22 protein-coding genes are annotated in these 24,052 nt (G+C 48.7%); 15 read left to right on the top strand and 7 right to left on the bottom strand.

Annotated features, from left to right (window positions below; translation table 11 throughout):
- Nucleotides 1–154 precede the first annotated feature (154 nt).
- The 3 genes from ACKKE8_RS24955 (at nucleotide 155) to ACKKE8_RS24945 (ending at nucleotide 4,623) form a co-directional block, all read left to right on the top strand.
- The gene (locus ACKKE8_RS24955) at nucleotides 155–1,144 is read left to right on the top strand and encodes a lipoate--protein ligase (RefSeq protein ID WP_409175386.1); all 990 of its coding nucleotides are present in this window, start codon (nucleotides 155–157) and stop codon (nucleotides 1,142–1,144) included.
- A gap of 90 nt (nucleotides 1,145–1,234) precedes the next feature.
- Nucleotides 1,235–3,700, top strand: a complete 2,466-nt coding sequence (locus ACKKE8_RS24950) for a toxin Cry1Ac domain D-VI-related protein (protein WP_409175385.1) — start codon at nucleotides 1,235–1,237, stop codon at nucleotides 3,698–3,700.
- 32 nt (nucleotides 3,701–3,732) lie between these two features.
- Nucleotides 3,733–4,623, top strand: coding sequence for a GNAT family N-acetyltransferase (locus tag ACKKE8_RS24945; RefSeq protein ID WP_409175384.1), 891 nt, complete (start codon nucleotides 3,733–3,735; stop codon nucleotides 4,621–4,623).
- A 111-nt stretch (nucleotides 4,624–4,734) separates the two neighbouring features.
- Here the strand turns inward: ACKKE8_RS24945 and ACKKE8_RS24940 are convergent, their stop codons facing one another.
- The gene (locus tag ACKKE8_RS24940) at nucleotides 4,735–5,706 is read right to left on the bottom strand and encodes a DMT family transporter (RefSeq protein WP_409175383.1); all 972 of its coding nucleotides are present in this window, start codon (nucleotides 5,704–5,706) and stop codon (nucleotides 4,735–4,737) included.
- A 138-nt stretch (nucleotides 5,707–5,844) separates the two neighbouring features.
- Here ACKKE8_RS24940 and ACKKE8_RS24935 point away from each other — a divergent pair, with 138 nt between their 5' ends.
- The 3 genes from ACKKE8_RS24935 (at nucleotide 5,845) to ACKKE8_RS24925 (ending at nucleotide 8,993) form a co-directional block, all read left to right on the top strand.
- Nucleotides 5,845–6,705, top strand: coding sequence for a LysR family transcriptional regulator (locus ACKKE8_RS24935; protein WP_409175382.1), 861 nt, complete (start codon nucleotides 5,845–5,847; stop codon nucleotides 6,703–6,705).
- 107 nt (nucleotides 6,706–6,812) lie between these two features.
- Nucleotides 6,813–7,592 (top strand): helix-turn-helix domain-containing protein, encoded by a 780-nt coding sequence (locus tag ACKKE8_RS24930; protein ID WP_409175381.1) that lies wholly within the window; start codon nucleotides 6,813–6,815, stop codon nucleotides 7,590–7,592.
- A 207-nt stretch (nucleotides 7,593–7,799) separates the two neighbouring features.
- A complete protein-coding gene (locus ACKKE8_RS24925; RefSeq protein WP_409175380.1) occupies nucleotides 7,800–8,993 on the top strand; it encodes an MFS transporter in 1,194 nt (397 codons plus the stop codon).
- On the opposite strand, the gene ACKKE8_RS24920 is transcribed toward ACKKE8_RS24925, so the two are convergent.
- A complete protein-coding gene (locus ACKKE8_RS24920; protein ID WP_409175379.1) occupies nucleotides 8,962–9,918 on the bottom strand; it encodes a helix-turn-helix transcriptional regulator in 957 nt (318 codons plus the stop codon). The genes ACKKE8_RS24925 and ACKKE8_RS24920 overlap by 32 nt on opposite strands.
- 120 nt (nucleotides 9,919–10,038) lie before the next feature.
- Between ACKKE8_RS24920 and ACKKE8_RS24915 the strand changes: the two genes are divergently transcribed.
- A complete protein-coding gene (locus ACKKE8_RS24915) occupies nucleotides 10,039–10,914 on the top strand; it encodes an SDR family oxidoreductase (RefSeq protein ID WP_409175378.1) in 876 nt (291 codons plus the stop codon).
- 32 nt (nucleotides 10,915–10,946) lie between these two features.
- Here ACKKE8_RS24915 and ACKKE8_RS24910 read toward each other — a convergent pair whose 3' ends face one another.
- Genes ACKKE8_RS24910 through ACKKE8_RS24890 form a run of 5 tightly spaced genes read right to left on the bottom strand, consistent with a single transcriptional unit; the run spans nucleotide 10,947 to nucleotide 16,505 of the window.
- On the bottom strand, nucleotides 10,947–11,330 hold the full coding sequence (locus ACKKE8_RS24910; RefSeq protein WP_409175377.1) for a hypothetical protein: 384 nt from the start codon (nucleotides 11,328–11,330) through the stop codon (nucleotides 10,947–10,949).
- A 26-nt stretch (nucleotides 11,331–11,356) separates the two neighbouring features.
- The gene (locus ACKKE8_RS24905; protein WP_409175376.1) at nucleotides 11,357–12,592 is read right to left on the bottom strand and encodes a benzoate/H(+) symporter BenE family transporter; all 1,236 of its coding nucleotides are present in this window, start codon (nucleotides 12,590–12,592) and stop codon (nucleotides 11,357–11,359) included.
- 35 nt (nucleotides 12,593–12,627) lie between these two features.
- Complete coding sequence (locus ACKKE8_RS24900; RefSeq protein ID WP_409175375.1) at nucleotides 12,628–14,064, bottom strand: sigma-54-dependent transcriptional regulator; 1,437 nt, start codon at nucleotides 14,062–14,064, stop codon at nucleotides 12,628–12,630.
- On the bottom strand, nucleotides 14,033–15,346 hold the full coding sequence (locus ACKKE8_RS24895) for a sensor histidine kinase (protein ID WP_409175374.1): 1,314 nt from the start codon (nucleotides 15,344–15,346) through the stop codon (nucleotides 14,033–14,035). The genes ACKKE8_RS24900 and ACKKE8_RS24895 overlap by 32 nt, the downstream gene beginning before the upstream one ends.
- A 10-nt stretch (nucleotides 15,347–15,356) precedes the next feature.
- Nucleotides 15,357–16,505, bottom strand: coding sequence for an iron-containing alcohol dehydrogenase (locus tag ACKKE8_RS24890; RefSeq protein ID WP_409175373.1), 1,149 nt, complete (start codon nucleotides 16,503–16,505; stop codon nucleotides 15,357–15,359).
- A gap of 259 nt (nucleotides 16,506–16,764) precedes the next feature.
- Here ACKKE8_RS24890 and adhP point away from each other — a divergent pair, with 259 nt between their 5' ends.
- From adhP to ACKKE8_RS24850, 8 genes are all read left to right on the top strand, one after another.
- Nucleotides 16,765–17,778 carry an alcohol dehydrogenase AdhP gene (adhP, locus tag ACKKE8_RS24885; protein ID WP_409175372.1) on the top strand — a complete coding sequence of 338 codons (1,014 nt, stop codon included), beginning with the start codon at nucleotides 16,765–16,767 and terminating at the stop codon, nucleotides 17,776–17,778.
- Nucleotides 17,779–17,998: 220 nt separating this feature from the next.
- Nucleotides 17,999–18,379 (top strand): hypothetical protein, encoded by a 381-nt coding sequence (locus ACKKE8_RS24880; protein ID WP_409175371.1) that lies wholly within the window; start codon nucleotides 17,999–18,001, stop codon nucleotides 18,377–18,379.
- Between the two features lie 614 nt (nucleotides 18,380–18,993).
- A complete protein-coding gene (locus tag ACKKE8_RS24875; protein ID WP_409175370.1) occupies nucleotides 18,994–20,277 on the top strand; it encodes a helix-turn-helix domain-containing protein in 1,284 nt (427 codons plus the stop codon).
- 3 nt (nucleotides 20,278–20,280) lie between these two features.
- Entirely contained in the window at nucleotides 20,281–20,403 is a 123-nt protein-coding gene (locus ACKKE8_RS24870) for a hypothetical protein (RefSeq protein ID WP_409175369.1), read from the top strand.
- A 158-nt stretch (nucleotides 20,404–20,561) separates the two neighbouring features.
- The gene (locus ACKKE8_RS24865) at nucleotides 20,562–20,849 is read left to right on the top strand and encodes a hypothetical protein (protein WP_409175368.1); all 288 of its coding nucleotides are present in this window, start codon (nucleotides 20,562–20,564) and stop codon (nucleotides 20,847–20,849) included.
- Nucleotides 20,850–20,966: 117 nt separating this feature from the next.
- A complete protein-coding gene (locus ACKKE8_RS24860; protein WP_017251225.1) occupies nucleotides 20,967–21,440 on the top strand; it encodes a tripartite tricarboxylate transporter TctB family protein in 474 nt (157 codons plus the stop codon).
- A gap of 18 nt (nucleotides 21,441–21,458) precedes the next feature.
- Nucleotides 21,459–22,985, top strand: coding sequence for a tripartite tricarboxylate transporter permease (locus ACKKE8_RS24855; protein ID WP_409175367.1), 1,527 nt, complete (start codon nucleotides 21,459–21,461; stop codon nucleotides 22,983–22,985).
- On the top strand, nucleotides 22,975–23,997 hold the full coding sequence (locus ACKKE8_RS24850; protein ID WP_409175366.1) for a tripartite tricarboxylate transporter substrate binding protein: 1,023 nt from the start codon (nucleotides 22,975–22,977) through the stop codon (nucleotides 23,995–23,997). Before ACKKE8_RS24855 ends, ACKKE8_RS24850 begins: the two co-directional genes overlap by 11 nt.
- Nucleotides 23,998–24,052 lie beyond the last annotated feature (55 nt).

Raw genomic sequence — 24,052 nt, 5'->3', positions numbered from 1 at the left:
TATGAAAACGTTTTTATAGAGGATTTTCAAAAAATCCATAAAAAAATTAGATAAGGAAACAGTACTGCATACATGAGCAGATTCGAAACCAGTACAGACCAGCGGGAAATGGTATGATTAGGAAGATAGAACGTTTACGGATGGAGGCTAACTAATGAAATTCATCGATAATCAAAGGATTACAGATCCGCGCATCAATTTGGCGATTGAGGAGTACGCCCTGAAGCATTTGCCTAACAGTGACGACTACTTGCTGTTTTATATCAATGAACCTTCTATTATTATCGGGAAAAACCAAAACACAATTGAGGAGATTAATGCGACCTATGTAGAGGAAAACAATATCCACGTCGTTCGCAGACTGTCTGGCGGTGGTGCTGTTTATCACGATCTGGGCAATCTCAACTTCAGCTTTATTACGAATGATGACGGCGAGTCCTTCCACAACTTCCGCAAATTCACGGCTCCCGTGGTACAAGCCTTGAAAACATTAGGGGTAGAAGCAGAGCTGACTGGACGAAATGACATACAGGTCGGGGAACGGAAAATTTCTGGCAATGCGCAGTATTCGACCAAAGGACGCATGTTCAGCCATGGCACGCTGCTTTTTGATTCGGAGATGGAAAACGTCGTGTCTGCGCTGAAGGTAAACGCAGAGAAGATCCAGTCCAAAGGGATCAAATCCATTCGCAGTCGCGTCGCCAACATTTCGGAGTTTTTGGTGAATAAGATGACCATTGAAGAGTTCCGTCTGGCGATTCTCCGTTCGATTTTTGGAGAAGGGGAGATCGAAGAATACAAGCTGACTGAAAAGGATTGGGAGAACATTCACGAGCTTTCCCGTTCCCGTTACCAGACTTGGGAGTGGAACTACGGCAAGTCACCGAAAAGCAATTACCGTCAATCCAAACGTTTCGATATCGGCACCGTGGAGATCCAACTTGATATTGAGAAAGGCAAAATTAAAGAAGCGAAGATATACGGAGATTTCTTCGGTGTACGCGATGTAGCGGAGCTTGAAGCAGTGCTGCGAGATACGCCGTACGATCGTTCCTCTATCAGTGAGCGACTGGCTGATATCAATCTTCAGGAGTTTTTCGGGAAGTTGGATCAAGCGTCTTTTGTCGATCTACTACTCGTCTAAAAAAGTACATCAAAAACCTAACTTTTGTTAGGTTTTTTTCATTTCCTCCTCTGATAGCATGATGATGCATTCATTTAAGGGGGTATCAACATGAGTAAAAAACAGCCTAAAGTCAAAACCATTCTAACGGCTGTTGTTTCCACTGGTTTTTTGCTTTCTTTTGTCGGCAATGCCTATGCAGCCGTTTCCTATCCGATTAAAGAAATCCAGACAATCGGATCAGCCAGCTCGTCAGTAGCAGAATACCAAACAGATGAGGAAGTACGAGAGGCATCAGAGGAAGTAGTAGAAGAAGAGAACCAGTCATGGGAGTCCTTGCTAGAGTCAGAGGAGCATACAGCGACCAACGGCTTTATTGCCTATCGATTGGAGACAGCTCCAGACAAGGCACCTGTCGCAAAGGATTTCCGTTTGACGGCATCTATAGACGATCGAAAGCCCACTCGGATCAAAATCAAAAGCTTTGTCTGGCTAGAAGACGAACAGCTTGTTTTGCTCAGTTTTTCGCCGATTCGTGCAGCGAAAAAGGAACAGTCGGTTTCCCTGCGCTTGCAGTATGACGGCGAAGAAGAGGAATTTGAACCATTCGTGATCGCCGAAAGAGGGACGAAAGCGGAGCGGATCGAGCTGGTAGCGGTCGCCGAGGATGCCCGGCTATCTACCAAAGATCATACGGATAAGTCGCTGACGCTGATCGCCGTTGCATTTGATGAAAATGACCGCATCGTCACTGGAAGAGAGCTTCTCTGGAGCTCTAGCAATAGACGAATTGCCTTCGTCAACATCGAGGGCAAGGTAACAGCCAAGAATGAAGGCCTGGTAGAGATTACGGCAAAAATGGACGAGGCGGAAGCCGTCTATGAGATAGCCGTAGATGGAGCCGAACTGCCTGATTTGCCCGCGCTTTCTGTCAGCGAGGCGGTGATAGAAGAGGCAGGAGCAAATGATGGTAGCATCACGGCAAAACAAACGCTCAAGCTGTCTAACGGCAAGTTCCTTGGTGAATTGTCTGCCGATGATATCGAGGTACATAATCTGCCTGACGGGCTGGATATTGAGAGCAAACAAGAGAGCGACGACGAGCTCACCATTTTGTTTACGGGACAGGCCAGGAAGCATACAGTCGCGGACAATGTAAAAGAGGTCAGCTTCACGATCGACAAGCGACACATCAAGCGCGCACAGGAAGATGTCACGAGTGACAGTTTTTCTATTCGTTTCAAAGACCCTGTCATTGTGATTCCGCCCCCAATCGATCCTCCGCCGATCCCGGCTCTGCTAAAAGCGAAGAGAGCAGTTGAAGAGCTGTTTGTGGATGGGAAGAAAGAAGAACTACGGGCAGGCACAACCCAGAAACAGATCGATGATGCGAAGAAGCTGGTCGAGGGGCTGGACAATCGTGTATCGGAAAAGCCGGGTCTGCTCGCTGATATCGGGAAAGCACAGGAACAGTACGATGACTTGCTGCTAGTCGAAGCAAAAAAAGCCGTTCGTGACCTGTTCACAGATGAAAACCAGACCGCACTAAAACCGGGAGTGGTACAGGGCACCATCGATGCAGCGAAGGCAAAGGTTGATAAGCTAAAGGATGGCTCGGAGACAAAGGTATTCCTGTTAGCGGACATTCAAAAAGCGCAGGAGCTATTTGATCAAGGGAAAAATCTGCTGGAAGCGAAGTTAGCAGTTGAGGGGCTTTATACGACGAATGATATGATCGAACTGCGGGCAAAGGTCACGCAGGAAATGATCGATGCGGCCTATGCCAAGGTCGAGCTTCTGAGTGAGGGCCCAGAAAAAACACACTGGATGTCCTACGTAGTAAAAGCACAAATGTTGTTCAACAACCCACGCATAGATCGTTTGCCAGATGCTGAGATCGAGCTGCCGATTGCTCCGACGCACTCCCGTCAAGTTACGCTCGCCGACAAGTGGGAACAAGCAATGGACAAGAGGGCTTTGGGCGAATATCTTGAGGTATCTGTAAAAAATCAGCCCCTCTCATATCGCTATGACAAGCAGTTGGACCGTTTTGTGATCAATGAAAAGGAATACATCACCGTCGAGGTCGACGAGTCATTACTGGAAATGACCCATGGAGATTATGGAGTGACGATCAAGGCCAAACCAACGGTAACAGAAGATGACAATTCTTATGCAGTGTTCAAGCTGTATCGGGGTGAAAATTTGTTGGATACAGAGGAGATTGGTGTCGACTTTGACGCTACTTCTCCACAATTGTCCCCAGACGTCATCGAAGAGGGAACAACCTATACATTGTCGGCGTCAGAACCTCTTCGCAATGACCCGAACCCCAATTTGCGGTTGTTATTCTCACCTTCCGGGAATTTTGACGACATGAGAGAGGTAACGGGGTATGCCAATTTCAAGGTGTCAGGTAACATCATACGCGTAACGTTTCACGATAATTTCTATACCACGTTCGGGTCTCTCATCACAGCTCAGAGTAAGGTTTCCTTTGGAGCAGGCTTCATGAGGGATAAGGCCGGGAATCTTATACAAGGTACAGCAACAGCATCTGTAAAACCAAAGCAATGATGAAGCAAAAGTCCATCGAGGAGGTACGAACATTGCAACTAGAGGAACTGACTGCTAGTACTGCACGGGCGTATAAATCGTTGGTGCACCCCAAGCACCTGGAGTGGCTGGACCAGATCAACGGCTCGTCTGTTTGGGGATTCGGGGCTTCTAACAACAATCAGCCTGCGGGTATAGTGTTGGGGCGATCTGCTATAAACGAGGGACAAGCCAAGATCATCGAGCTCGTAGTAGCAGAGGAGCAACAACGGCGGGGAATGGGGATGAAGCTGCTGTGGCACGCGGAGCAAAAAATGAGAGAGCAAGGAATAAGCGACGGTCAGTTCACTGGCTTCATCAAAGCACAAGATTTTTCATGGCTCTCCAAAATGGCGATCAGGAAAGGCTGGCAGTTGCCAAAGGTAAAAACGTATATGTATACACTTGGCTCGATGCGGCTGGGTGAATGCCAATGGGTAGAGAGGCTGGAACTCCCCGAAGGTTTTACCCTCTTTCCGTGGAAAGACCTGACGCCAGCAGAGCGATTGGAAATTGAACAGGGGGAAGGGCAATGGTACACGCCGCTGTTGTCTCCGTTTTTTGAAGAAGGAAAATTCGATCCCGAATATAGTACAGGGCTGCGCTATCAGGGGAAAGTCATTGGCTGGGTGATCGTACAACGAATGGCTGGTAATCTGCTTTTGTACAAAACGATGTTCGTACAGGAGAAGTATCAGCAGCAGGCAAGAGGAATTACGCTGTTGATGAAAACCATTGCACAGGCTCAGCCAGCGTTTCCCTTTGGCATTTGCTTTATCGAGCATGACAACGAGCCAATGCTGCGGTTTATGGAAAGAAGATTGGGTCCGACGATTTTGCACCGGAAGCTCTGGATTGAAACGACAAAGGTACTAGTCGGACAATATTCGGATCACTTCTGTTAAAAATGTTTGCTTGTCATCATGAGCTATTGCACGCAGGGGTATCAGCGATCGTGGACATAATAAAAGGATAGAGATTCAGGGCTTCCTGAATTTCTATCCTTTCTTTTTTGACTACATGGACGGGACTTTTCTTCCACTCGGTTGTTGCTTTTTGACGGAACGGTATTGTAGTTGCTTTCTTTGGAAGTGGTTGTTCCCGATCAGGGCAAGAATCACGAGCAAGGTCCCGCACAATTCGTAACGGCTAATCTCATAGCCTTGAAACGCCATCATGGCAAAGGTCGTGATTGGAACCAGGTTGATAAACAATATGCCGTTGAGCGGAGTGAGCAGCTTGATGCCTGCATTCCAGCTCAAAAGAGCTACAAAGCCGGGTAAAAGAACCATGAACGCCATTTCGTATTTGATGGACATCACCGTTTCCACGGTAGGAACCGGAAGCCATTGAAAGAGTGAGGCAGTCGTGACAATCACGAAATTCACTCCTGTTCCCAAGAGGCACGTCAACGTGGAGTAGCGAAGCGTAGACCACGTGCTAAAACGCCCGCCGCCGATCGAGTAGACGACCCAACCCACGACACCGATGAAAATGAAAAACAACGGAATCAAATGCTCACTTGCTGTAGTAAAGAAGGTAAGATTGCCATTGGTAATAACAAGGACAGCGCCGACCAAAGCTACCAGAATCGTCGCGAAAGTATAGTACGGCGGCAGCTTTCTAGTGGTAATGGACAAAAGTACAATCGAGATCATCGGCATGAGTACTTCCATAATGGACGCTGCAATCGTGCCTGGCTCTCCCATCAAATCCTGCCCGAGAAATACTCCCATATTGTAGACGGTAAACGCCATTGTTCCAAAAAACAGCAGAGACTTCCCGCGCCCCTCAAAACGAAAAGCAGACAAGCCTTCTTTTGCCCAGAGCAAACCGCACAAAATGATCGTTACGAAAAAATAGCGAAGAAATGAGAAGTAAAATGGATCGATCTCTTGCAGAGCGATGTGCGCAACCGGAAACATCGCCCCCCATGACATACTAGCGACCATGCAGAAAATAGACCCCAAAAGTAGTTGCTTGTTCATTATGCGATTTCTCCTTTTCAATCTGAAGCTGACAAAGTTGACTTACCACATCATACTGGATGGAAATATGTTAGTATAATGATTGATAATAACTTTATGTATCATTTTAAGTGATATATAAAAGGAGGAGAGAGAAACGTGGAGATCAATGATTTGAAAATATTCCAGATGGTCGCCACATTGGGCAGCGTGAGCAAGACCGCAGCAGAGTTGAGCTACGTTCAATCGAATGTGACAGCGCGAATCAAGCTGCTGGAAAAAGAGCTGGGGACACCTTTGTTTTATCGCAATAAGCGAGGAATGACTTTAAATACAGAAGGGAAGCGCCTGCTCGAATATTCGCGAGAGATCATCGCCAAATTCGAAGAAATGCAAAATTACTTTCATCGGGCTTCTGAGCCGTCCGGGGTGTTGGAGGTCGGGATGGTCGAGACGATCAATGCCTTACCAAGGTTGTTATCTTCGTATTGCAGCCAGTATCCGCATGTGGATATCTCTCTCAAGGCAGGTGTGACGGAGAATTTGCTGGAAAAAGTATTGGATCTAGCGCTGGATGGAGCATTCGTGAGTGGACCGATCAACCATCCTTTAATCGAGCAGGAGCAAGTGTTTCAAGAAGAGCTGGTGTTGGTAACGAAAAGCAGTTCCTTCACTGCCAGTGATATCACAGGAAAAGCTCTTTTGCTCTACAAGAAGGGCTGCGGGTATCGAGAACGGTTAGAGACCTGGATGAAGGTAGAGGGCTTGATTCCGAAAAAAGTGATGGAATTCGGAACGTTTGAGACAATTATCGGGGGCGTAGCGGCGGGGATCGGCATTACCATTTTGCCAAAGTCGGCAGTACACCACTTGGTCGAGAGCGGAACGGTTCATATTCATCGCATCCCGGAGCCTTATCATGAGGTGACAACCGTTTTTATCCGCCGAAAAGATTCGTTTGTAACGAACACGATGCAAGCGTTTTTGGACGAAATCCGTTTGCAAAAAACGAAAGCGTAAGTGCTGCAATTTACTCCTTCCATCGTTCAGAAAAATATGGTAAATTTTATTTCAGAACAAACGTTCTGTGTTTGGCTGTGCAGAAGAAGGGGGGAGCGGCTCGATTGATGGACAGGTATATCGAAATTGATGAAGTGATCGCTTATATACATCGGCATTTAGACGAGCCTTTACCACTTTCCCGGTTGGCGAATCATGTTGCGTATAGTCAGTATCATTTTGCGCGGATTTTTAAAGAAAGAATCGGTCTCCCGCCTCTTTATTACGTATCAACCATGCGACTCCAAAGGGCAAAGGATTTACTGTTACGCACGAACATGAGTGTTCGGGACATCGGTCTGGAAATTGGCCAGCAGAGTCTGGGGACGTTCTCTACCCGTTTTACGGAGCGTGTCGGGGTATCCCCTAGTGAATTTCGAGAAACGGCCCAGCTAGCGGAAGACCGTCTCCGTTCCTTGCAGCAGTTGACAGAGTGGACTCGGTTACATCCGGCCCCCGAGCGACCGATGACCATAGCAGGGACAATCGAGTCCACAGAGCCTTTTCAAGGCGTCATTTTGATTGGATTGTTTGCCAAGCCGATTCCAGAAGGTCTTCCTTTATACGGTACATTGCTGCCCTCGCTAGGCAATTTTTGTTTTACCAATGTCAAGCCGGGCACGTATTACTTGATGGCGACGTCTGTTGCCTGGGGTATGCAGGCGATGGATTTTCTCTTGCCATACGAGACATTGCGCACACGTTCCAAGAAACCAATCATTGTCACACCAACTACGATCGTCCCTCATCAGCAAGTTACGCTTCATGTGCCTCATCCGGACGACCCTCCCATCTTGATTTCTCTTTCTTTGCTCATGAACAGATTCATTCAGCGGCTTCCTCAATAAGAACAATCGTCCCTTGTTTCAAAATGGCGGTCTTTACGAATCATCGGGCTGCCTTTTCGTCATGGTCTGGTTAGAATGGGGCTTCTTGGGAAAGCCTACTATCACAATAGTCGAACTTTTTTTCGTGAGCAGGATATTGGACGAAAAAGCGAAATGATAACTAGGCGCGAATATCATGCGCAAAAGAAAGGAAAGCAGGGAACGAGAATGTCAAAGCCTTACAAAAAAGTTTTTTGGGCAGCCGGTTTTGGCTGGATGTTCGATGCCATGGATGTTGCACTTTTATCTTTTATTATGGTGGCATTACGACAGGAATGGGGTTTGACAGGGGAAGAGGCTGGGCTCTTAGGGACGGGCAATCTCGTCGGCATGGCGATTGGGGCGATTGCAGGTGGCTATTTGGCTGACCGAATTGGCCGCAAGCCAGTGTTTTTGCTGACCCTCGTCTTGTTTGGCTTGGCGAGCTTTGCGAGCGCTTTCGCAACTGGTTTTGCGACCATGCTGCTGTTCCGCTTCCTGATGGGACTCGGTTTGGGTGCCGAGCTGCCAGTAGCCTCGACGCTGGTAAACGAATTTGCGCCACCGGAGAAGCGAGGTAGTACGGTTGTGCTGTTGGAGAGCTTTTGGGCGGTCGGTTGGATCGCGGCAGCCGTCATATCGTATTTCATCATTCCGGACTATGGCTGGCGCGTGGCTGTCATGATCGGGGCGTTGCCAGTTGTGTACGCCTTGTTTGCCCGGCGGAGCATTCCTGAATCTCCACAGTTTCAAAAGCAGGCCGAGAAGATTCCTGTTGCAACGCTGTTGACCTCCCATCGCAAAGAGACGATTACGCTGTGGGTCGTCTGGTTTGCGATTGCTTTCTCGTACTACGGCATGTTTTTATGGATGCCATCAGTTTTGGTCGACAAAGGTTTTACGATGATCAAAAGCTTCCAGTACGTACTGATCATGACGTTGGCCCAACTGCCGGGCTATTTCGCGGCTGCCTATCTCGTGGAAAAATGGGGACGGAAATGGACGCTGGCAACCTTCTTGTTCATGACAGGTGTGATGGCCTTTGCTTTTGGACAAAGCAGTGGCACCATGGAGCTGTTGGTGACGGGAGCCTTCTTGTCCTTCTTCAATCTGGGGGCCTGGGGTGCTTTGTACGCGTACACGCCGGAAAATTACCCGACACCGCTGCGCGCTACGGGTTCTGGGATGGCATCCGGTGTCGGAAGAATCGGCAGTATTATCGCGCCGTATCTCGTCGGTTACTACTCGTCGCATCATTACAGCTACACATTCATTTTTAGTGTATTTACTGCGGTGCTGATCGTGGGAGCAATCGTCCTGCTCGTGTGCGGACGAGAAACGAAAGTCCTTGCTAATTCGGGGCCTCGTACAGGCCAAGTATAGCACGCGCCTGCTCTGTGACCTCACGTTTCAGTTCTTGCGGCTCCAACACTTGGATGTGTGGGCCGAAACTGAGAATCAGCGAGCATGCTGATGCAAGTGTATGAAATTCTACTTCAGCTTCCATCCAGTCGTCTGTTGCGGCTTGGGTGGAAGCTATTTTTATATAACGCTCTTGTTTTACAGAAGGCAATGTCTCTTTTTTGACTAGCAAACGCGCAGGATAACGTGGGAGGCTGGATTTGAAGTCCAAGGTGGATTGTACCCAATAGGAAGCGAGATCGAAATCATTCGGGCGGATGAAGCCATCATCTAGCAGTTGTGCATCCAAAAGTCGTGAAATCCGGTACGTCCGCATATCCTCGTCCACTTTGGCGACCAAATACCAGATGCTGCGCTTGGCGACGAGTCCAAGCGGGCAGACAATGCGCTCTATGGCCACATCTTCTCGCATATAACGAATGAACAACTTGCGGGAAAGCCATACGGCATCCTGAACCACCGATAAGAAAGGAAACGTCTCAGTCGATTCATGCCAGCCAGCCCCATCGATATGAAGGAGCTGGCGTACGTGGATGGCATCCTGCTGAACGGTTTTTGGCAGAGCAGACAGCAGCTTGAGAAATGCAGCTTCATAGTTTTCATGCAGTCCGAGATCATTCAACAAGGCAGCAGGGGAGGCTACGAGCAGTGATTGCAGCTCATCTATTTTAATTCCGGTCAAATTACTGCGATACCCTTCTGCCAAAGCCCAGCCCCCATCTGCACCGCGCAGCGCGTAGACGGGAACACCTGACGCACTCAAAGCTTCCATATCACGATGAACGGTTCGCTCGGACACCTCCAGCCTTTCTGCTAATTGCTTGGAAGTCATGCGACCGTGGTTTTGCAAGAGCAACAAAATCGTAAGGAGTCGATCTGCCCGCATAAAAAGCCCTCCTAGAAGTAAAAACAACATTACTTTGATTGTATCTTAGCGAATATGACAGAGGTTGTCATATTTCCTTCGTTATTCTGGATGTATGAATCGATAAAGGAGGCATTGTGAATGAAACCATTACAAGGCAAAGTAGCGGTGGTAGCAGGTGGCACGAGAGGAGCAGGACGGGGGATTGCGGTCAGTCTGGGAGAAGCAGGGGCGACGGTATATGTGACGGGACGTACGGTGCGTGGTCAGCACTCTGATATGGCACGACAGGAGACGATTGAAGAGACAGCAGAGCTCGTGACGGCAAGCGGCGGAATCGGGATCGCTGTGCGAGTCGATCATACGCAGGAAGAAGAAGTAAAAGCGTTCTTTGAGCGAGTAAAAGCGGAGCAAAATGGACAGCTCGATCTATTGGTCAATGACATCTGGGGTGGAGATCCGTTGACACACTGGGGGACTCCGTTCTGGGAGCAGCCATTGGCAGACGGCCTATTGATGCAAGAACGCGCCATCCGTACGCATATGATCACCAGTCACTATGCGGTTCCACTCATGGTGGCACAGAAAAAGGGGCTGATCATCGAGATTACGGACGGAATCGACTATCGGTACCGCGGCAATCTGTACTACAGCTTGGCAAAAATCTCGACGATTCATCTAGCTGCGTCGATGGCAGAGGACCTGCGCCCATACGGGGTTACCGCGTTGGCTTTAACACCGGGCTTCTTGCGCTCAGAAGCGATGCTCGATCATTTTGGCGTGACAGAAGAGACGTGGAGAGAGGCAGTGAAGCAAGATAAGCACTTCATCATGTCGGAAACACCTACGTACATCGGTCGTGCAGTGGTTGCGCTGGCTTCGGACCCGGCTGTCGCAGAAAAAACAGGGAAAACGGTCAGTACATGGGGCTTGTCGGACGAGTATCCTTTTACGGATCGAGACGGCAGTCGCCCGCATTGGGGAAATTACGCAGAGGAACAGGGGTTTTACCGCTAGTTTCAGGGAACATACAAAACAGCTCCTCAGATTCATTCGAGGAGCCGTTTCTTAGATTGCTTATGATCCGCAATCGGAGCGATGTCTTTATCTTTATCAGGTTGAATACCTATGATTCGATACAGCTTGATCGTATCTCCCGCCTCAATCTGGTGATCGGTGAGGTTTTGAAACACGTTGTCCACGTCTACTTCATACACATAGAATACGAGGGTTTCGGTTTTTTCTTCTTTGTATGCTTTGGGAACGGAGCCTTTCAAAATAACCATGGCGTCTTGTGTGATTTCTTCTGTGGATGAAAAAGTTTTTGATAGCGCAAAACCACTTGAGGAGTGTGTGGACTCCTTCGTCGTGCAAGCTGAGCCGACCGCTAAAAGGAAAGCTGAAAGAGTGATGATACCAAACCATTTTTTCACGGGACACTCTCCTCACGTTCAGGCAGCTATGCCAACGGCTGCGTATTCTTCTTTTTCCCAAACCAGCTTTTCACATTGCCATTCAAAATCAGATGGGTGACCACCCCCGCAATCAAGCCCCAAAAAGCAGCGCCGATTCCGCCAATGGAAATACCGGAAATCGTGACGAGAAACGTAACCAAGGCGCATTCCCGTTCCTTCGCTTCGCTCATCGCCTGTGCGAGGCTGGAACTGAGCGAGGCAAACAGAGCCAAGCCAGCAATAACGGCAATCAATTCTTTGGGCAAGGCAGCAAACACCGAAGCCATCGTAGCGCCAAACATCCCGAAGATTAAGTAAAAGCCTCCGCAGGCAATCCCGGCAATGTAGCGCTTGGTATGATCCAGATGAGCTTCTTTTCCCGTGCAAATCGCAGCTGTAATCGCCGCGAGATTGATCCCTGGTGAGCCAAAAGGAGCGAGCAATAGCGACGCGATGCCAGTAGTCGTTACGAGCGGTCCAGCAGGGGTATCGTACCCGTCTGCTTTTAAGACACTAATTCCTGGAGCGTTCTGAGAGGCAAGCGCGACGATGCACAATGGAATCCCCAAGCCGATGATCGCATCGAGAGAAAACGTCGGCATCGTAAAGATGGGCTGGACGAGGGCCATCTGGACATTGTCCATTTGCAAACGCCCCAAAAGAAAGGCGACAACCAGGCCAACCAAAAGCGTAAGCACGACAGCATATCGTGGAGACCAGCGCTTGGCGAACAGGTAGCAAAAGATCATCGGCAGTGCCAATGCAGGTAGGTGCTGCATGGAAACAAAGACGTCGACGCCAAAAGACAGGAGAATTCCGGCGAGCATGGCGGTCGTAATGGACTGCGGGACGTATTTCATCAAGACGGAAAACAAACCGGAAACACCGACGAGTGTGATGACCACGGCCGAAAAAATATACGCGCCAATCGCGTCGGGAAAGGAGTATACCGTCAAGCTGGTGACTAAAAGGACTGCGCCCGGCGTTGACCAAGCCGTGATGACCGGGGTACGAAACCAGATGCTGAGCACAATGCACGTCAAGCCGCTCCCAATCGAGATGGCCCAAATCCAAGAGGCTAGGACAGCATCGCTGAGTCCGGCACCCTTGGCAGCTTGAAAGACAATCAGCAATGGTCCTGCATAGGAGACCATCGTAGCGATGAGTCCAACAATAACGGCAGATAGAGAGAAGTCAGCAGGGATTTTTTTCAGGGTCGAAAAAGGTTTTTCGGGTACCACGACGTGAATGCCTCCTAGATGCGCCAATGCAGACGTTATGCTTTTTCGTTCAAAATGTAGCGAATCGTCCGTTTGGTGATGTTTAATTTTTTGCTTAAAAGCTGTCTGTTTCCATTCGTTTCGGTCAAGCCCTTTTCGATAATCGTTCGCCCGATCTCGCCTTCGAGCTGTTTAACCCGCTTGATCAAATAGTCGAAGTCGATCCCGTCTACAGAGGTGACAAGGCGGAGTATCGTATCGACAAAGCGCTCGCATTCGTGATCGATCACTTGCTCGATCCGTTTGGGGACAGTGGGTGGATGCACCTGTACCGTGCGGCTCCGCAAATTCGCTGGCAAATGCTCGGCACGCAGTCGTTCGCATTCGTGCAACGCGATGGTTTGATTCAGTACGTTGATCAGTTGGCGGACATTGCCCGGCCAATCGTAGCGCTGCAAGAGCTCAATGGCATCCTGATCGATTTCGCATGGGCCTCCACTGCGCTTTTGCAAGTAGTAGTGCGCGATTGTGGGGATATCCTGAATCCGTTCGCGAAGAGGAGGAATCGACAGCTTGATCCCTTCCAGGCGATACAACAGGTCACTGCGGAAACGGTTCATCCCGACTTCATGCTCCAGATCGCGGTTGGTAGCAGAAATAAAGCGAATATTGCTCTGCCCGATCTGCTCGCCACCGACGCGCATGAACTCTCCCGTCTCTAGCGTTCGCAAGAGCTTCACTTGGACGGAAGGGGGAGCCTCCCCGATCTCGTCAAGAAACAGCGTTCCGTTATGTGCCAGCTCGAACAAGCCTTTGCGGGATTTGAGCGCTCCGGTAAAAGCGCCCTTTTCATAGCCGAACAGCTCACTTTCCAGCAAGGATTCCGGGACTGCCCCGCAGTTAAAAGCGACAAAAGGCTGCTGGGCGCGATTGCTTGCTCCGTGGAGAAAACGGGCCATCAGCTCCTTGCCGGTACCCGTTTCGCCTTCAATGAGCACATGGATCGCCTTTTTTGCTAATTTTTTGGCAATTGCGCATATATTGGCCATCGGACTGTCAGATGAATACACGATACCATATTGGGCGGCTTCTTGGGATAGGTGATCGCTGTGTTTGCTGGAAGAAGAGAGCACAGCGTCGATGACCTGCTCCAGACTGTCCAGATCGTCGAACGGTTTCTCCAAGTAATCGCGCGCGCCCCATTGCATCGCTGTCACAGCCGATTTAATCGTACTGAAGCCCGTCATGATCAAGACTTCGCAGGCGGGAAATACTGTCTTGATCTGTTTGAGCAGTGTCAATCCGTCGGCATCGGGCAGCTTCAGGTCCACGAGTGCAGCGTGAAAGCCGGTAGAATCCGAATGAAGCAGCCGTTCCACGTCCTTGCCAGAATTGGCGACGACGATATCGCAGTCTTTTTTCTTGAGAAAATAGGTGAAAAAGGTAGTCACTTCTGTTTCATCATCCACGATCAAAATCCGTTTTTTCTCCATTGTTGTCCTCCTCGTCAGCTAACAGTGGCAAAAGCATCGTAAACTTGCTGTACTCTCCCTCTACGCTTTCGGCAAACAGCTTCCCGCCGTGTGCCTCTGCAATTCCAAGACTGACGGAAAGCCCCAAACCTGTCCCTTTTGTCCGTTCCTTCGTCGAGAAGAAAGGCTGAAAAATTTGCGAAAGCTGTTCTGCACAAATGCCTGTGCCGTTATCGTAAACGGATAAGCCTACGTAAGAGCTATCCTCCTCTTGTACGAGGAAGGAACGGATGACAATGTGTGGAGATTCCCTGCCTGCCACAGCGTCCCGTGCATTTAACAGGAGATTGATCACAACTTGCTCGATCTGATGACGACTTCCATGAAACAGCAGAGGAGGCTCGGACATTTCCCGGGTTATGGTCAAGCCCGAAACAGAAAGCTGGTAGCCAATCAGCCCCAGTACGTCCTCTACGACCTCGTCAATAGAGGTAGTGGAAAACAAGTACTCTTCCTGCCGAGAGAAGGTGAGCAAGTTTTGAATGATTTTTTTGCAGCGCACCCCGCATTGATAGATGTCCTTCATCAAGGGAGCCTCTGGGGCATCTGTCATCTCGCGCATGAGCAATTGAGAGTTTCCGAGGATGGCTGTGAGCGGACTGTTCAGCTCATGGGCAATGCCGGCAGCCATCTCGCCAATCGCCGCCATTTTTGCGGATTGAATCAGTTGGGCTTCGATTTTGATCTTTTCATTCACGTCTTGAAAAAGCAGGCTGTTTTCTACGACGACACCGACTTGGCTGGCGACGAGCTGGATCAATTCGGCTTCGTCCCGATCGACTAGCTGCTTTGTTTGGCGTAAGAGCGTCAGAAAACCAAAGGTCTGATTCAACTGACTGCGCAACGGAACAGAGGCAGCGTGATGCTCAGGCAGCACTTCGGCAAGGGTAAGATGAACCTGCCCGGTGAGCACAGGGGCTTCTACTGAAACGGTCTGTGTCAGCGTATGGCATTGCCAATCCCCGTCATTCCACTTGGCGAGATAGGAGGAGAGCATGCCTCCCTTCACGATGGTCAGGGCGAAATGCTCGAACACGAGAATTTGCGAGAGCTGTGCGGCGATATAACTGGTTGTTTGTTGCCAGGTGGCGTTGATCTGAATTTGTGTCAGCTGGTTAATGACGGCGAGCTGCTTGTTTTTCTTTTTCATCTCCTCGATAAGATAGACGAGTTCACTGTAATAGCTTTTTCGCGAGGATTGAATCCCGGTCAATTTTTCCAAAATCTCTTGTTTAGTATGCATGACGAACCTCCTACAAGGCTTGGCGAAACAACGTCGCGACATCGTGGACGGTCATGTCGCGGGGATTGGTCGTCATACACACGTCCAGTACGGCGAGACTACTGAGCAGGTCGATTTGCTCTGGATGCAGCCCAATAGCCGACAACGATTGGGGCACCTCCAGATCGCTTACTAGCTCCTTGACCGCTTTGAGTGTGAGACGAGAGGCAGCATGTGTGCTCAAACCCGCCGTGTTTTCACCGAGGCATTCTGCGATTTGCCTGTATTTTTCCGGTGCCGCGATGTAGTTGTACTCAAGTACGTGGGGGAGCAGGATGGCATTCACCTCGCCATGCGGAGCGTCGAGGAATCCTCCGAGCTGATGGGACATGGCATGCACAGCACCAAGTATCGCGTTGGAAAAAGCGATTCCGGCTTGAAGGCTCGCCATGGCCATCGCTTGCTTGGCCTCCGTATTGTATTGACTGGCGACAGATGGGCGCAAATGCTTGGAGATGAGGCGCATGGCTTGCAGCGAATGCACCTCGGTAAGCGGTGTTGCGGCGAGTGAAATATACGATTCAATGGCATGAGTCAACACATCTATGCCTGTATTGGCAGTGAGCAGCTTGTCCTTGGTCATCAAGGTTTGCGGGTCGATGATGGCGATATCGGGTATGAGTGATTTAGAGATGATCGCCATTTTCACCTTGCGTGCACTGTCTACAATGATGGAAAATTGCGAAACCTCCGAACCGGAGCCGGCTGTCGTCGGTACCATCACCATGGGAGGAAGGGGATGCTGGATATTGTCAACGCCTTCGTATTGGACGATGCTGCCCTCGTTAGTAGCCAACAGCGCGATAGCCTTGGCTGCATCGATCGCACTGCCTCCACCGACACCGAGAATAGCATTGCATTCCTTGGCCCGATATTCGGCAATCCCGGCATGAATCTCGTAGTCTTTCGGATTGGCTGTCACGTTGGTCCATAGATGGTAGTCGAGCTTTTGTTGCTGCAAGTAAGAGATGATCCGTTCGATCCAGCCTGCGTTTGCGACACCAGGATCACTGACAAGAAAGACGCGAGAAGCTCCCAATCGGCGCAAGCTTTCCCCTACCTGGCCGAGAGACTGGTTCCCGAAAATGATTTCCGGCGTCATGAACTTGGATATTTGCATGCGTTCTCCCCCTTTTTCCACTACGTAGTAATACCGCAGGCAAGGATGAATACCCTTTTTCGGCCAAAAGGTTGGCAGGCGGGCCGTTTTTTCGGCTCATGTGCCGCAATATCGGCTGCTTGGAAGAAAGGTAGCCGTATGATCATTGGTTTTTTAAGCGCTTTCATGTTGGCATACTGCTTGCAATTAGTAGGAGGCGGGAAGAACACCTGCCCTTTATGCACCTGCCTGAAGGGGAAAAAAGAGGAGGAAGGTCAAGATGAAAGCAGCAGTAGTCAACGAGTTCCATCAAAAGCTGGAAGTAAAGGAAGTCGCCATTCCAGAAGTCGGACACGGTGAGGTTCTGGTAAAAGTCAAAACGTGTGGTGTCTGCCATACGGACCTGCATGCGGCACACGGGGATTGGCCTGTGAAGCCAAAGCTGCCTTTGATTCCTGGGCATGAGGGCGTAGGTGTTGTCGAAAAGCTGGGGGAAGGCGTTACCTCGCTGAAAATTGGTGATCGTGTAGGCATTCCGTGGTTATTCTCCGCTTGCGGCGAATGCGACTACTGCCTGACAGGGTGGGAGACACTGTGCTTGCAACAGTTAAACGGGGGCTATTCCGCTGATGGTGCCTATGCTGAATATTGCGTAGCACCTGCTGCTTACGTGGCACGCATTCCTGACGAGCTGGGCGATGTAGAAGCAGCGCCGATCCTGTGCGCAGGGGTAACCACGTATAAAGCATTGAAGGTAGCAAACGTGAAGCCGGGTGAGTGGGTGGCGATCTACGGTATCGGCGGCTTGGGGCATGTGGCTCTGCAATATGCCAAGGCGATGGGCTACAACGTCGTAGCGGTCGATATTCACAAGGAAAAGCTGGACTTGGCAAAAGAACTAGGGGCAGATGTGACAGTAAACGGCAGTGAGGTTGACCCGGTACAAGCCATTCAAGAGCAGGTGGGCGGTGTCCACGGGGCGATCAGCGTGGCAGTTACCAAGAAGGCGTTTGAACAAGCGTACAAATCGGTTCGACGTGGTGGTTCTCTTGTCGTTGTTGGCTTGCCGAATGCAGAGCTGCCCATCCCGATTTTTGACACGGTGTTGAATGGTGTGACGGTGAAAGGCTCCATTGTGGGAACGCGTAAGGATATGCAAGAAGCACTTGATTTTGCAGCACGCGGCAAGGTTCGCGCGATCATCGAGACACAGCCGCTGGATCAGATCAACGATGTATTGGAGCGTTTGGAAAAAGGTCAAATCAATGGTCGGGTTGTTTTGACGATGGAGTAATCGAAGGATATGTGAAGCTGTTGTCGGGCTATGCTTTCTCGAGCATTGTCCTGGCGACAGCTTATTTGTTTGGATAAATGAAAGAGGTTGTAGCAGGGGGGCACAGGAGCACAACAGTCGGAAGACAACAAATGCTAGAAAGCATATACTTGTCTCAACCTTCTTTCAAAAGATTACTACAGCTTACCCAATTTATGAACCGTAATATAGGAGGAACCCTATGATACCTTACGAAATTGTTTTCGATGATAAGGCAGATAAACTACGAATCTGCTTACCTGAACATCTCTCCCTAGTGCAAGAGTATTTGGAGGGCCAGGTTAGATCAGAACTCGCAAAAAGCCTAATCTTAGATAGGATACAAAGAGTTGTTTCCGGGGAAGAGGAAGTATCAGAAGGGACAGGAAATTTATACAGTTCCGAAATACGGATGGATTATACTCGAATTTATAACTCATACGTTGAAGAACAGCTAGAAGCGGGTATAGACACTGGCGAGGAATTGGAGTCGATCATTGAAACAAAGTATTTTGCAGAGCTCGTTACGATTTGGATGGATGCTCTAAATGCGTATAGACAACAACGTGATTCTAAGAAATGATTTAATAGTTTTAGCAAGAAAGGATAGTATTAAAGAAGACATATTGGATCCAAGTAGTAAGAAAATCCCAATCCACTACTTCTAAAGACAATTTGGTAAGGTGTTCAATGTTAAGGTGAAAAATAATATTGTAATTCGTCAAGTCAAATGCCTTAATAAGGAGTGGTACGGTAAGTATGCAAATAAATATAATGGAGTCTATAGAAATTCAAAAATTTCTATGTATATTAAATCTTGGTATGCTTGATTCTTTGCTTGAAGGAGCTGTAACATTTGAAGAGGCATATGTATATCTGTACCGTCCATATATAGGCCAACTACATTAGATTTACTTAAATCATTATCTAAATCAGGTAAGCCAATGTATTGGCTCAATAATTTTGATGAATGATTTAAAGACCTTGAGGGTTCCTACAAGGTCTTGTTCACACATCCACTTAAAGGATTATTATCCTAACTCTACCCCTGTAAAGAGATAGTTTTCCATTTTTTCCTTCCTTCACTCTAGTACGAAAGTGTAATCTATTTAAAAATGATTCAAAACGATTATATCATCCGTGGGTTATTGTGCTATCATATCCATAAAAAGGAATCATCAGGAGGGTGTATTTGCTGTGATTTCAGAGGGAAAGACCTTTGGGGGCATATTACGTGCATATCGAAATAGAGCAAACTTAACACTGACTGAGTTATCAGAAAGAACAGGTGTAGCTTCTGGAACCATTAGTAAGATAGAATCTGATGCCTTTACTTTACCAAATATGCAGCATGTAATGAAACTGGCAAAAGTACTGGATATTCCACTTTATACAGCGATCGTACCTTATTTACATAAAATGAAGCGCGAAGCGACACTTCGGTCTCTATTAGAGGCTGTGTTGCAAGAGAAGAATGTGGTTCTTACCAACAAAGTAGCTCTGCAATTGCTAAATTGTCCCAAAAGCAATACATTTCTTTCTTTAGACTATCTGTATCAAACAGCAGGAACGGAAGGGAATGAAGAACTGCGCTTGGCTCTTTATGACGTGATCTGTGACTACTCACGTGAGAATGGAATTCCTTTGTATCTGGCAAGATCGCTTTTCCAACGATATATGATTCGACGTGAAAATCTAAGCCAATTAGATCAGACCTATGTAGAGGGTAAGGAGCTATTACACTACACGTCCTATCTGCATATCAATGAGCGAATTTTGGCCTACTATAAATTTTCCTTCCATGCATTGCGCCTTGGATTCTATTCAGATTGTATTCATTTGTGTAAACAAGGACTTGAGATCGATCATAGCCAGAGTGAGCAAAAAGCAGCAGCGATCCTTGCGATCATCATTTCTTATTTTGAGCTGGAAGACTACACATTGGGACATTTTTATCTGGAGAGATACGAAATGTTCGATTATCCCGAGGTACATAAACATGCCAGACATATTCGGGGGAAACTATACGGAAAAACGGGGAAATTTGATAAAGCCATTCCGGTATTACAAGAGTGTCTTGCGCAACAAGCACAGGATGACAAGCTTGTGATCGCGAATGATTTGTTGGAGATTTATATACAGGTAGGAGAAGAAAAGAAAATTCGTGAACTATTTTTGGCAGAAGCATCGATCTTGCCAGAGAATTTAACTACTCCGAATCAATACAATCAAATGGGACTGTATTTTCGAACGAAGGGCATCTTTTGCATTCAAAATAATGAAGTAGATTTAGGAATCGATAGTCTTGTGGAAAGCGTGAATTACTATCGCGCAACAAATGAAATCAAACAAGCAGATAAAAGTCTTAGCGTTCTTTTTGAATTTTATGTGTCACAGAAAAAAAATCTTCCTGTTGGTATACTCCATAAATTGGTAAACGTGTATAATGGAAGTAATCATAGATCCAAACAGGAGGTATAGGTCATGAAGAAATGGATATTGTCTTTGTGTATGTTAACCGCCTTCATTACAATGCCAGTTTTAGTAGAACAACCAGCCAAGCAATCCAATATGATTATACAATATGGCTGGCCGGAACCTTGGTAATCACCTGAACAATACGATCAATGCCCTCCAATTGGAGGGCATTTTTTATACGTACAAAACGGACCACAACAGTCAGAAGACAACTTTTTCACTTGAGTATTTGGTTATAATTAATTATAACTAATTATATGTAGTTATAATTGGTATGGAGGTAGCGGATGCAGATGGTGACGACGACAATGGTCAATTCGCAAAAATTATGGATGGTGGTTAAGCGGATGGAGCCGCATTTGATCCGCAATCAAGCCAATGTGGAGAAGCTTTTGAAAATGCTGATGATCCATGATGTCTCCTCCGTCTCAGGTTCCTCCTTTCGCGGGCTGCGAATAGACGATGTTTCAAACGGCGATATCGAAGAGCTTTGGAGCGAGTTCGAAAGCAATGAGACGTATGAAGCGAAAGTCGCCCATGCCATTATTCGTCTGACCGACCAAATAGAAATCTAGCAGACTACCATATGCTGTGTCCTGTGCGGACTGGCTATGGTAGTTTTTTTCTGCTTTCGCACACAATGGGCGCATGAGCCATAGGCTGTTGGTAGCTTTTTTGCTGAGGTGATACACATGAGACGCCCGGATAATCAGCCAGATTTTATCGGTGCCCTTCTAAGTATGATCCTTGGAGTCTTCATATCGTTCGAGGCCTATCGTCTGGAGGCATTTTCGACGTCGTTGTACGTAGGGGATCACACGCTGCCCGCGATTCTCGGCTTATTGTTTTTTATGCTCGGAGGGGTACTGCTTATCCAATCATTCCGTGTGACGGAGGAAGCCTCTTCTCCAAATCCCGGACCGCTTCTTCCTGGAAAAAGGCTGCGCCTGCTGCTTTGCTTTTTATTTCTGTTGCTGTATGTTTGGCTGCTCGGTGCGATTGGCTACACAATGGCTACGCTCTTTGTCTCCTTTGCCTTTTTTATACTGATCGGCAGCTATCGGTGGCGTACGTCCATCGTGTACTCCGTCCTTTTGACAGGAGGGCTGTATGTGGTGTTCATCTATTCACTGCATATCACACTGCCTGGAGGAGATTTGTTTTAGAGCAAGCATGAGAAGGAGGTGCTGATCATCGAGACGTTCCAACTTTTATTGGCTGGTTTTGCTTCAGCCCTCACCCCGGAGCATTTGCTCATGGCAGCACTCGGCGCTCTTATTGGCACCTTTGTAGGGGTATTGCCCGGTCTCGGTCCCACTTCTGCCATCGCGATTCTGCTTCCGGTGACAGCCGTACTGGAGCCGACACAGGGCATGATCATGCTGGCAGGTATTTATTACGGTGCCATGTACGGTGGCTCGACGACGGCGATACTGCTCAATATCCCAGGGGAGCTATCATCAGTTCCCACGTGTCTCGATGGCTATCCGCTCGCGAAAAAAGGGAGGGGTGGGCCGGCATTGGGGATATCCGCAATAGCTTCGTTTGGTGCAGGGGTACTGGGGGTAATCGGACTCGTCTTTTTCGCTCCGATTCTGGCAGATCAAGCGTTAAAATTCGGACCGCCTGAATATTTTGCGCTGATGATTTTGGCTCTCACGCTGATGGTTAGTCTATCAGGAGGATCATTGGTCAAATCGTTTTTGATGGGGGCATTCGGCTATTCGCTCGCTCTAGTTGGGCTAGGACCATCCTCTGGCATACCGCGCTTTGATTACGGCATCCCCGCATTGGTCGGAGGCTTTGACATGATTAGCATCATCATCGGGTTGTTTGCGATTACAGAAGTTCTGAAAGGAATTGATGAAAAACGCACAGCTACCCTAATTGGCAAACCGGGCAGTGTCTACCCGAAAAAGGAAGACTTGAGAGTAAGTGCCGGGCCTATGCTGAGGGGCGGGATTGTCGGCTTTTTTCTTGGATTGCTGCCGGGCTGTTCGGCTGCGATCACGTCGTTTTTGGCGTACGATATGGAGAAAAAGCTATCGAAGCATCCCGAGAAGTTCGGTCAGGGAACGATCGAAGGGGTGGCGGCACCAGAAGCAGCGAATAATGCGACGAGCAGTGCGGGCTTCATCCCGCTGTTTTCGCTCGGGATTCCCTCCTCACCGCCATTAGCAATTTTGTTGGCAGGCTTGATGATCTACGGATTGACGCCAGGCCCAGTTTTGTTTGAGCAAAATGCGAGCTTTGTCTGGACGGTCATCGCCTCGATGTTCGTGGGGAATACGATGCTTCTCGTGCTGAACCTCCCGATGGTTTGGGTGTGGGTCAAATTGACGAGGGTGCCATATGGCATTATGGCTCCGATCATCCTGATGTTCTGCACGATTGGAGCATACAGTGTGCGGAATAGCATGTTTGATGTGTGGGTCGCCTTTCTTTTTGGCGGACTTGGGTATGTCTTTTCCAAATATAAATGGCCAGTTGTTCCGCTGGTTTTGTGCTTCATTCTGGGACCTCTTCTGGAAGAATCATTCATTCAAACGATGGCGATGGGCTCGGGTGATCTCAGCATTGTTTTGTTCCGGCCTTTATCGTTGACCATCTTGCTGGCAGCAGGAGCACTTTTGATCATCTCCATGATGTTGAACCGCCGGACACAGCAACGGTTGAAAGAAGAGCGAGACCGGGGAGTAGATGTCGCGTAGGGAGGAAGAATCATTGAGAGGGTATAAACAATGGGCGGCTGTCATCATGTCGCTGCTTTTGGCGGCAGCCGTTAGCGCATGTGGAAATCAAGGTACAGCCGAATCGGCCTATCCATCGAAGCAGGTGGAGTATATCGTGCCGTATTCTGCCGGGGGCGGAGTCGACCTCGTGGCCAGAGCGGCAGCTGATTATTTGAGCAAGGAATGGGGGCAGCCCATCGTCGTCGTCAATAAGGCGGGAGGTGGTGGGGCAGTAGGAGCGGAGTATGCTCTAAAGCAAGCCAAAAATGATGGTTACACAGCGCTTGCTGTCAATGTATCCAATACGACGATGCTCGCTGCTGGGATGAAAACGCCGCCGATTACAAACGAGGATCAAGTCTATACGGCCAGGATTGGTAAAGGAACGCTTGCTTTTGCAGTAAAAGCCGACGCACCTTGGAAAGATTTCGCTGAATTTTCCGCGTGGGTGCGTGCGAATCCGGAGCAGTTAACATGGACTTCTGTAGGGCCAGCAGGCTTTTCCGCGTTTGGGGTAGCAGAGTGGCTGGATATGATCGGAGCTGACTTCGCCAAGACGAGAATGATCGTGACAAAAGGCGCCTCTGATTCCGTCCCGAAAGTCGCTGGAGGGCACGCGATTTTGGCGGTGCATACAGTAGGGGAGATCATGCCGATGCTGCAAGCGGGCAAGGTCAAAATCCTCGCCGTATCCGGTGACACGCGTAGTCCGTTCCTGCCTGACGTCCCTACTGCGGAGGAGCAAGGGATTCAAGGCTTGTCGGTTTTCTGGTGGACGGGAGTGTCCTTTGCCAAAGGAACGCCAGAGTCGGTTATTCGCAAATGGGAAGAAGCGATTGCCAAGATGGAAAAGGACCCAGCCTTTTTGCAAAAGCTGAGTGAAATTCAGGTGGAGCCGGCATATGCGGCCAGTGAAGCATTTACGAAGGAAACACAGGCAGAAACGACGTACTACTTGGAATTGGCGACCAAGAAGGGCATTCGAAAATAAGGGTGTGAAAGAAAAAAGGGAGAATGGCCTGTAGCCGCTCTCCCTTTTCCATCTA

Source organism: Brevibacillus fortis (assembly GCF_046196545.1).
Taxonomy (GTDB): domain Bacteria; phylum Bacillota; class Bacilli; order Brevibacillales; family Brevibacillaceae; genus Brevibacillus; species Brevibacillus fortis_A.
The sequence above is the reverse complement of the archived record's forward strand: the minus strand, read 5'-3'. Positions and strand labels throughout refer to the sequence as shown.

Bases quoted from the DNA above. Each gene is read 5' to 3' on its own strand.
- ACKKE8_RS24955 (WP_409175386.1), top strand. From the start codon at position 155: ATGAAATTCATCGATAATCAAAGGATTACAGATCCGCGCATCAATTTG.
- ACKKE8_RS24950 (WP_409175385.1), top strand. From the start codon at position 1,235: ATGAGTAAAAAACAGCCTAAAGTCAAAACCATTCTAACGGCTGTTGTT.
- ACKKE8_RS24940 (WP_409175383.1), bottom strand. From the start codon at position 5,706: ATGAACAAGCAACTACTTTTGGGGTCTATTTTCTGCATGGTCGCTAGT.
- ACKKE8_RS24930 (WP_409175381.1), top strand. From the start codon at position 6,813: ATGGACAGGTATATCGAAATTGATGAAGTGATCGCTTATATACATCGG.
- ACKKE8_RS24925 (WP_409175380.1), top strand. From the start codon at position 7,800: ATGTCAAAGCCTTACAAAAAAGTTTTTTGGGCAGCCGGTTTTGGCTGG.
- ACKKE8_RS24920 (WP_409175379.1), bottom strand. From the start codon at position 9,918: ATGCGGGCAGATCGACTCCTTACGATTTTGTTGCTCTTGCAAAACCAC.
- ACKKE8_RS24915 (WP_409175378.1), top strand. From the start codon at position 10,039: ATGAAACCATTACAAGGCAAAGTAGCGGTGGTAGCAGGTGGCACGAGA.
- ACKKE8_RS24900 (WP_409175375.1), bottom strand. From the start codon at position 14,064: ATGGAGAAAAAACGGATTTTGATCGTGGATGATGAAACAGAAGTGACT.
- ACKKE8_RS24895 (WP_409175374.1), bottom strand. From the start codon at position 15,346: ATGCATACTAAACAAGAGATTTTGGAAAAATTGACCGGGATTCAATCC.
- ACKKE8_RS24890 (WP_409175373.1), bottom strand. From the start codon at position 16,505: ATGCAAATATCCAAGTTCATGACGCCGGAAATCATTTTCGGGAACCAG.
- adhP (WP_409175372.1), top strand. From the start codon at position 16,765: ATGAAAGCAGCAGTAGTCAACGAGTTCCATCAAAAGCTGGAAGTAAAG.
- ACKKE8_RS24880 (WP_409175371.1), top strand. From the start codon at position 17,999: ATGATACCTTACGAAATTGTTTTCGATGATAAGGCAGATAAACTACGA.
- ACKKE8_RS24870 (WP_409175369.1), top strand. From the start codon at position 20,281: ATGAAGAAATGGATATTGTCTTTGTGTATGTTAACCGCCTTCATTACA.
- ACKKE8_RS24865 (WP_409175368.1), top strand. From the start codon at position 20,562: ATGCAGATGGTGACGACGACAATGGTCAATTCGCAAAAATTATGGATG.
- ACKKE8_RS24860 (WP_017251225.1), top strand. From the start codon at position 20,967: ATGAGACGCCCGGATAATCAGCCAGATTTTATCGGTGCCCTTCTAAGT.
- ACKKE8_RS24850 (WP_409175366.1), top strand. From the start codon at position 22,975: ATGTCGCGTAGGGAGGAAGAATCATTGAGAGGGTATAAACAATGGGCG.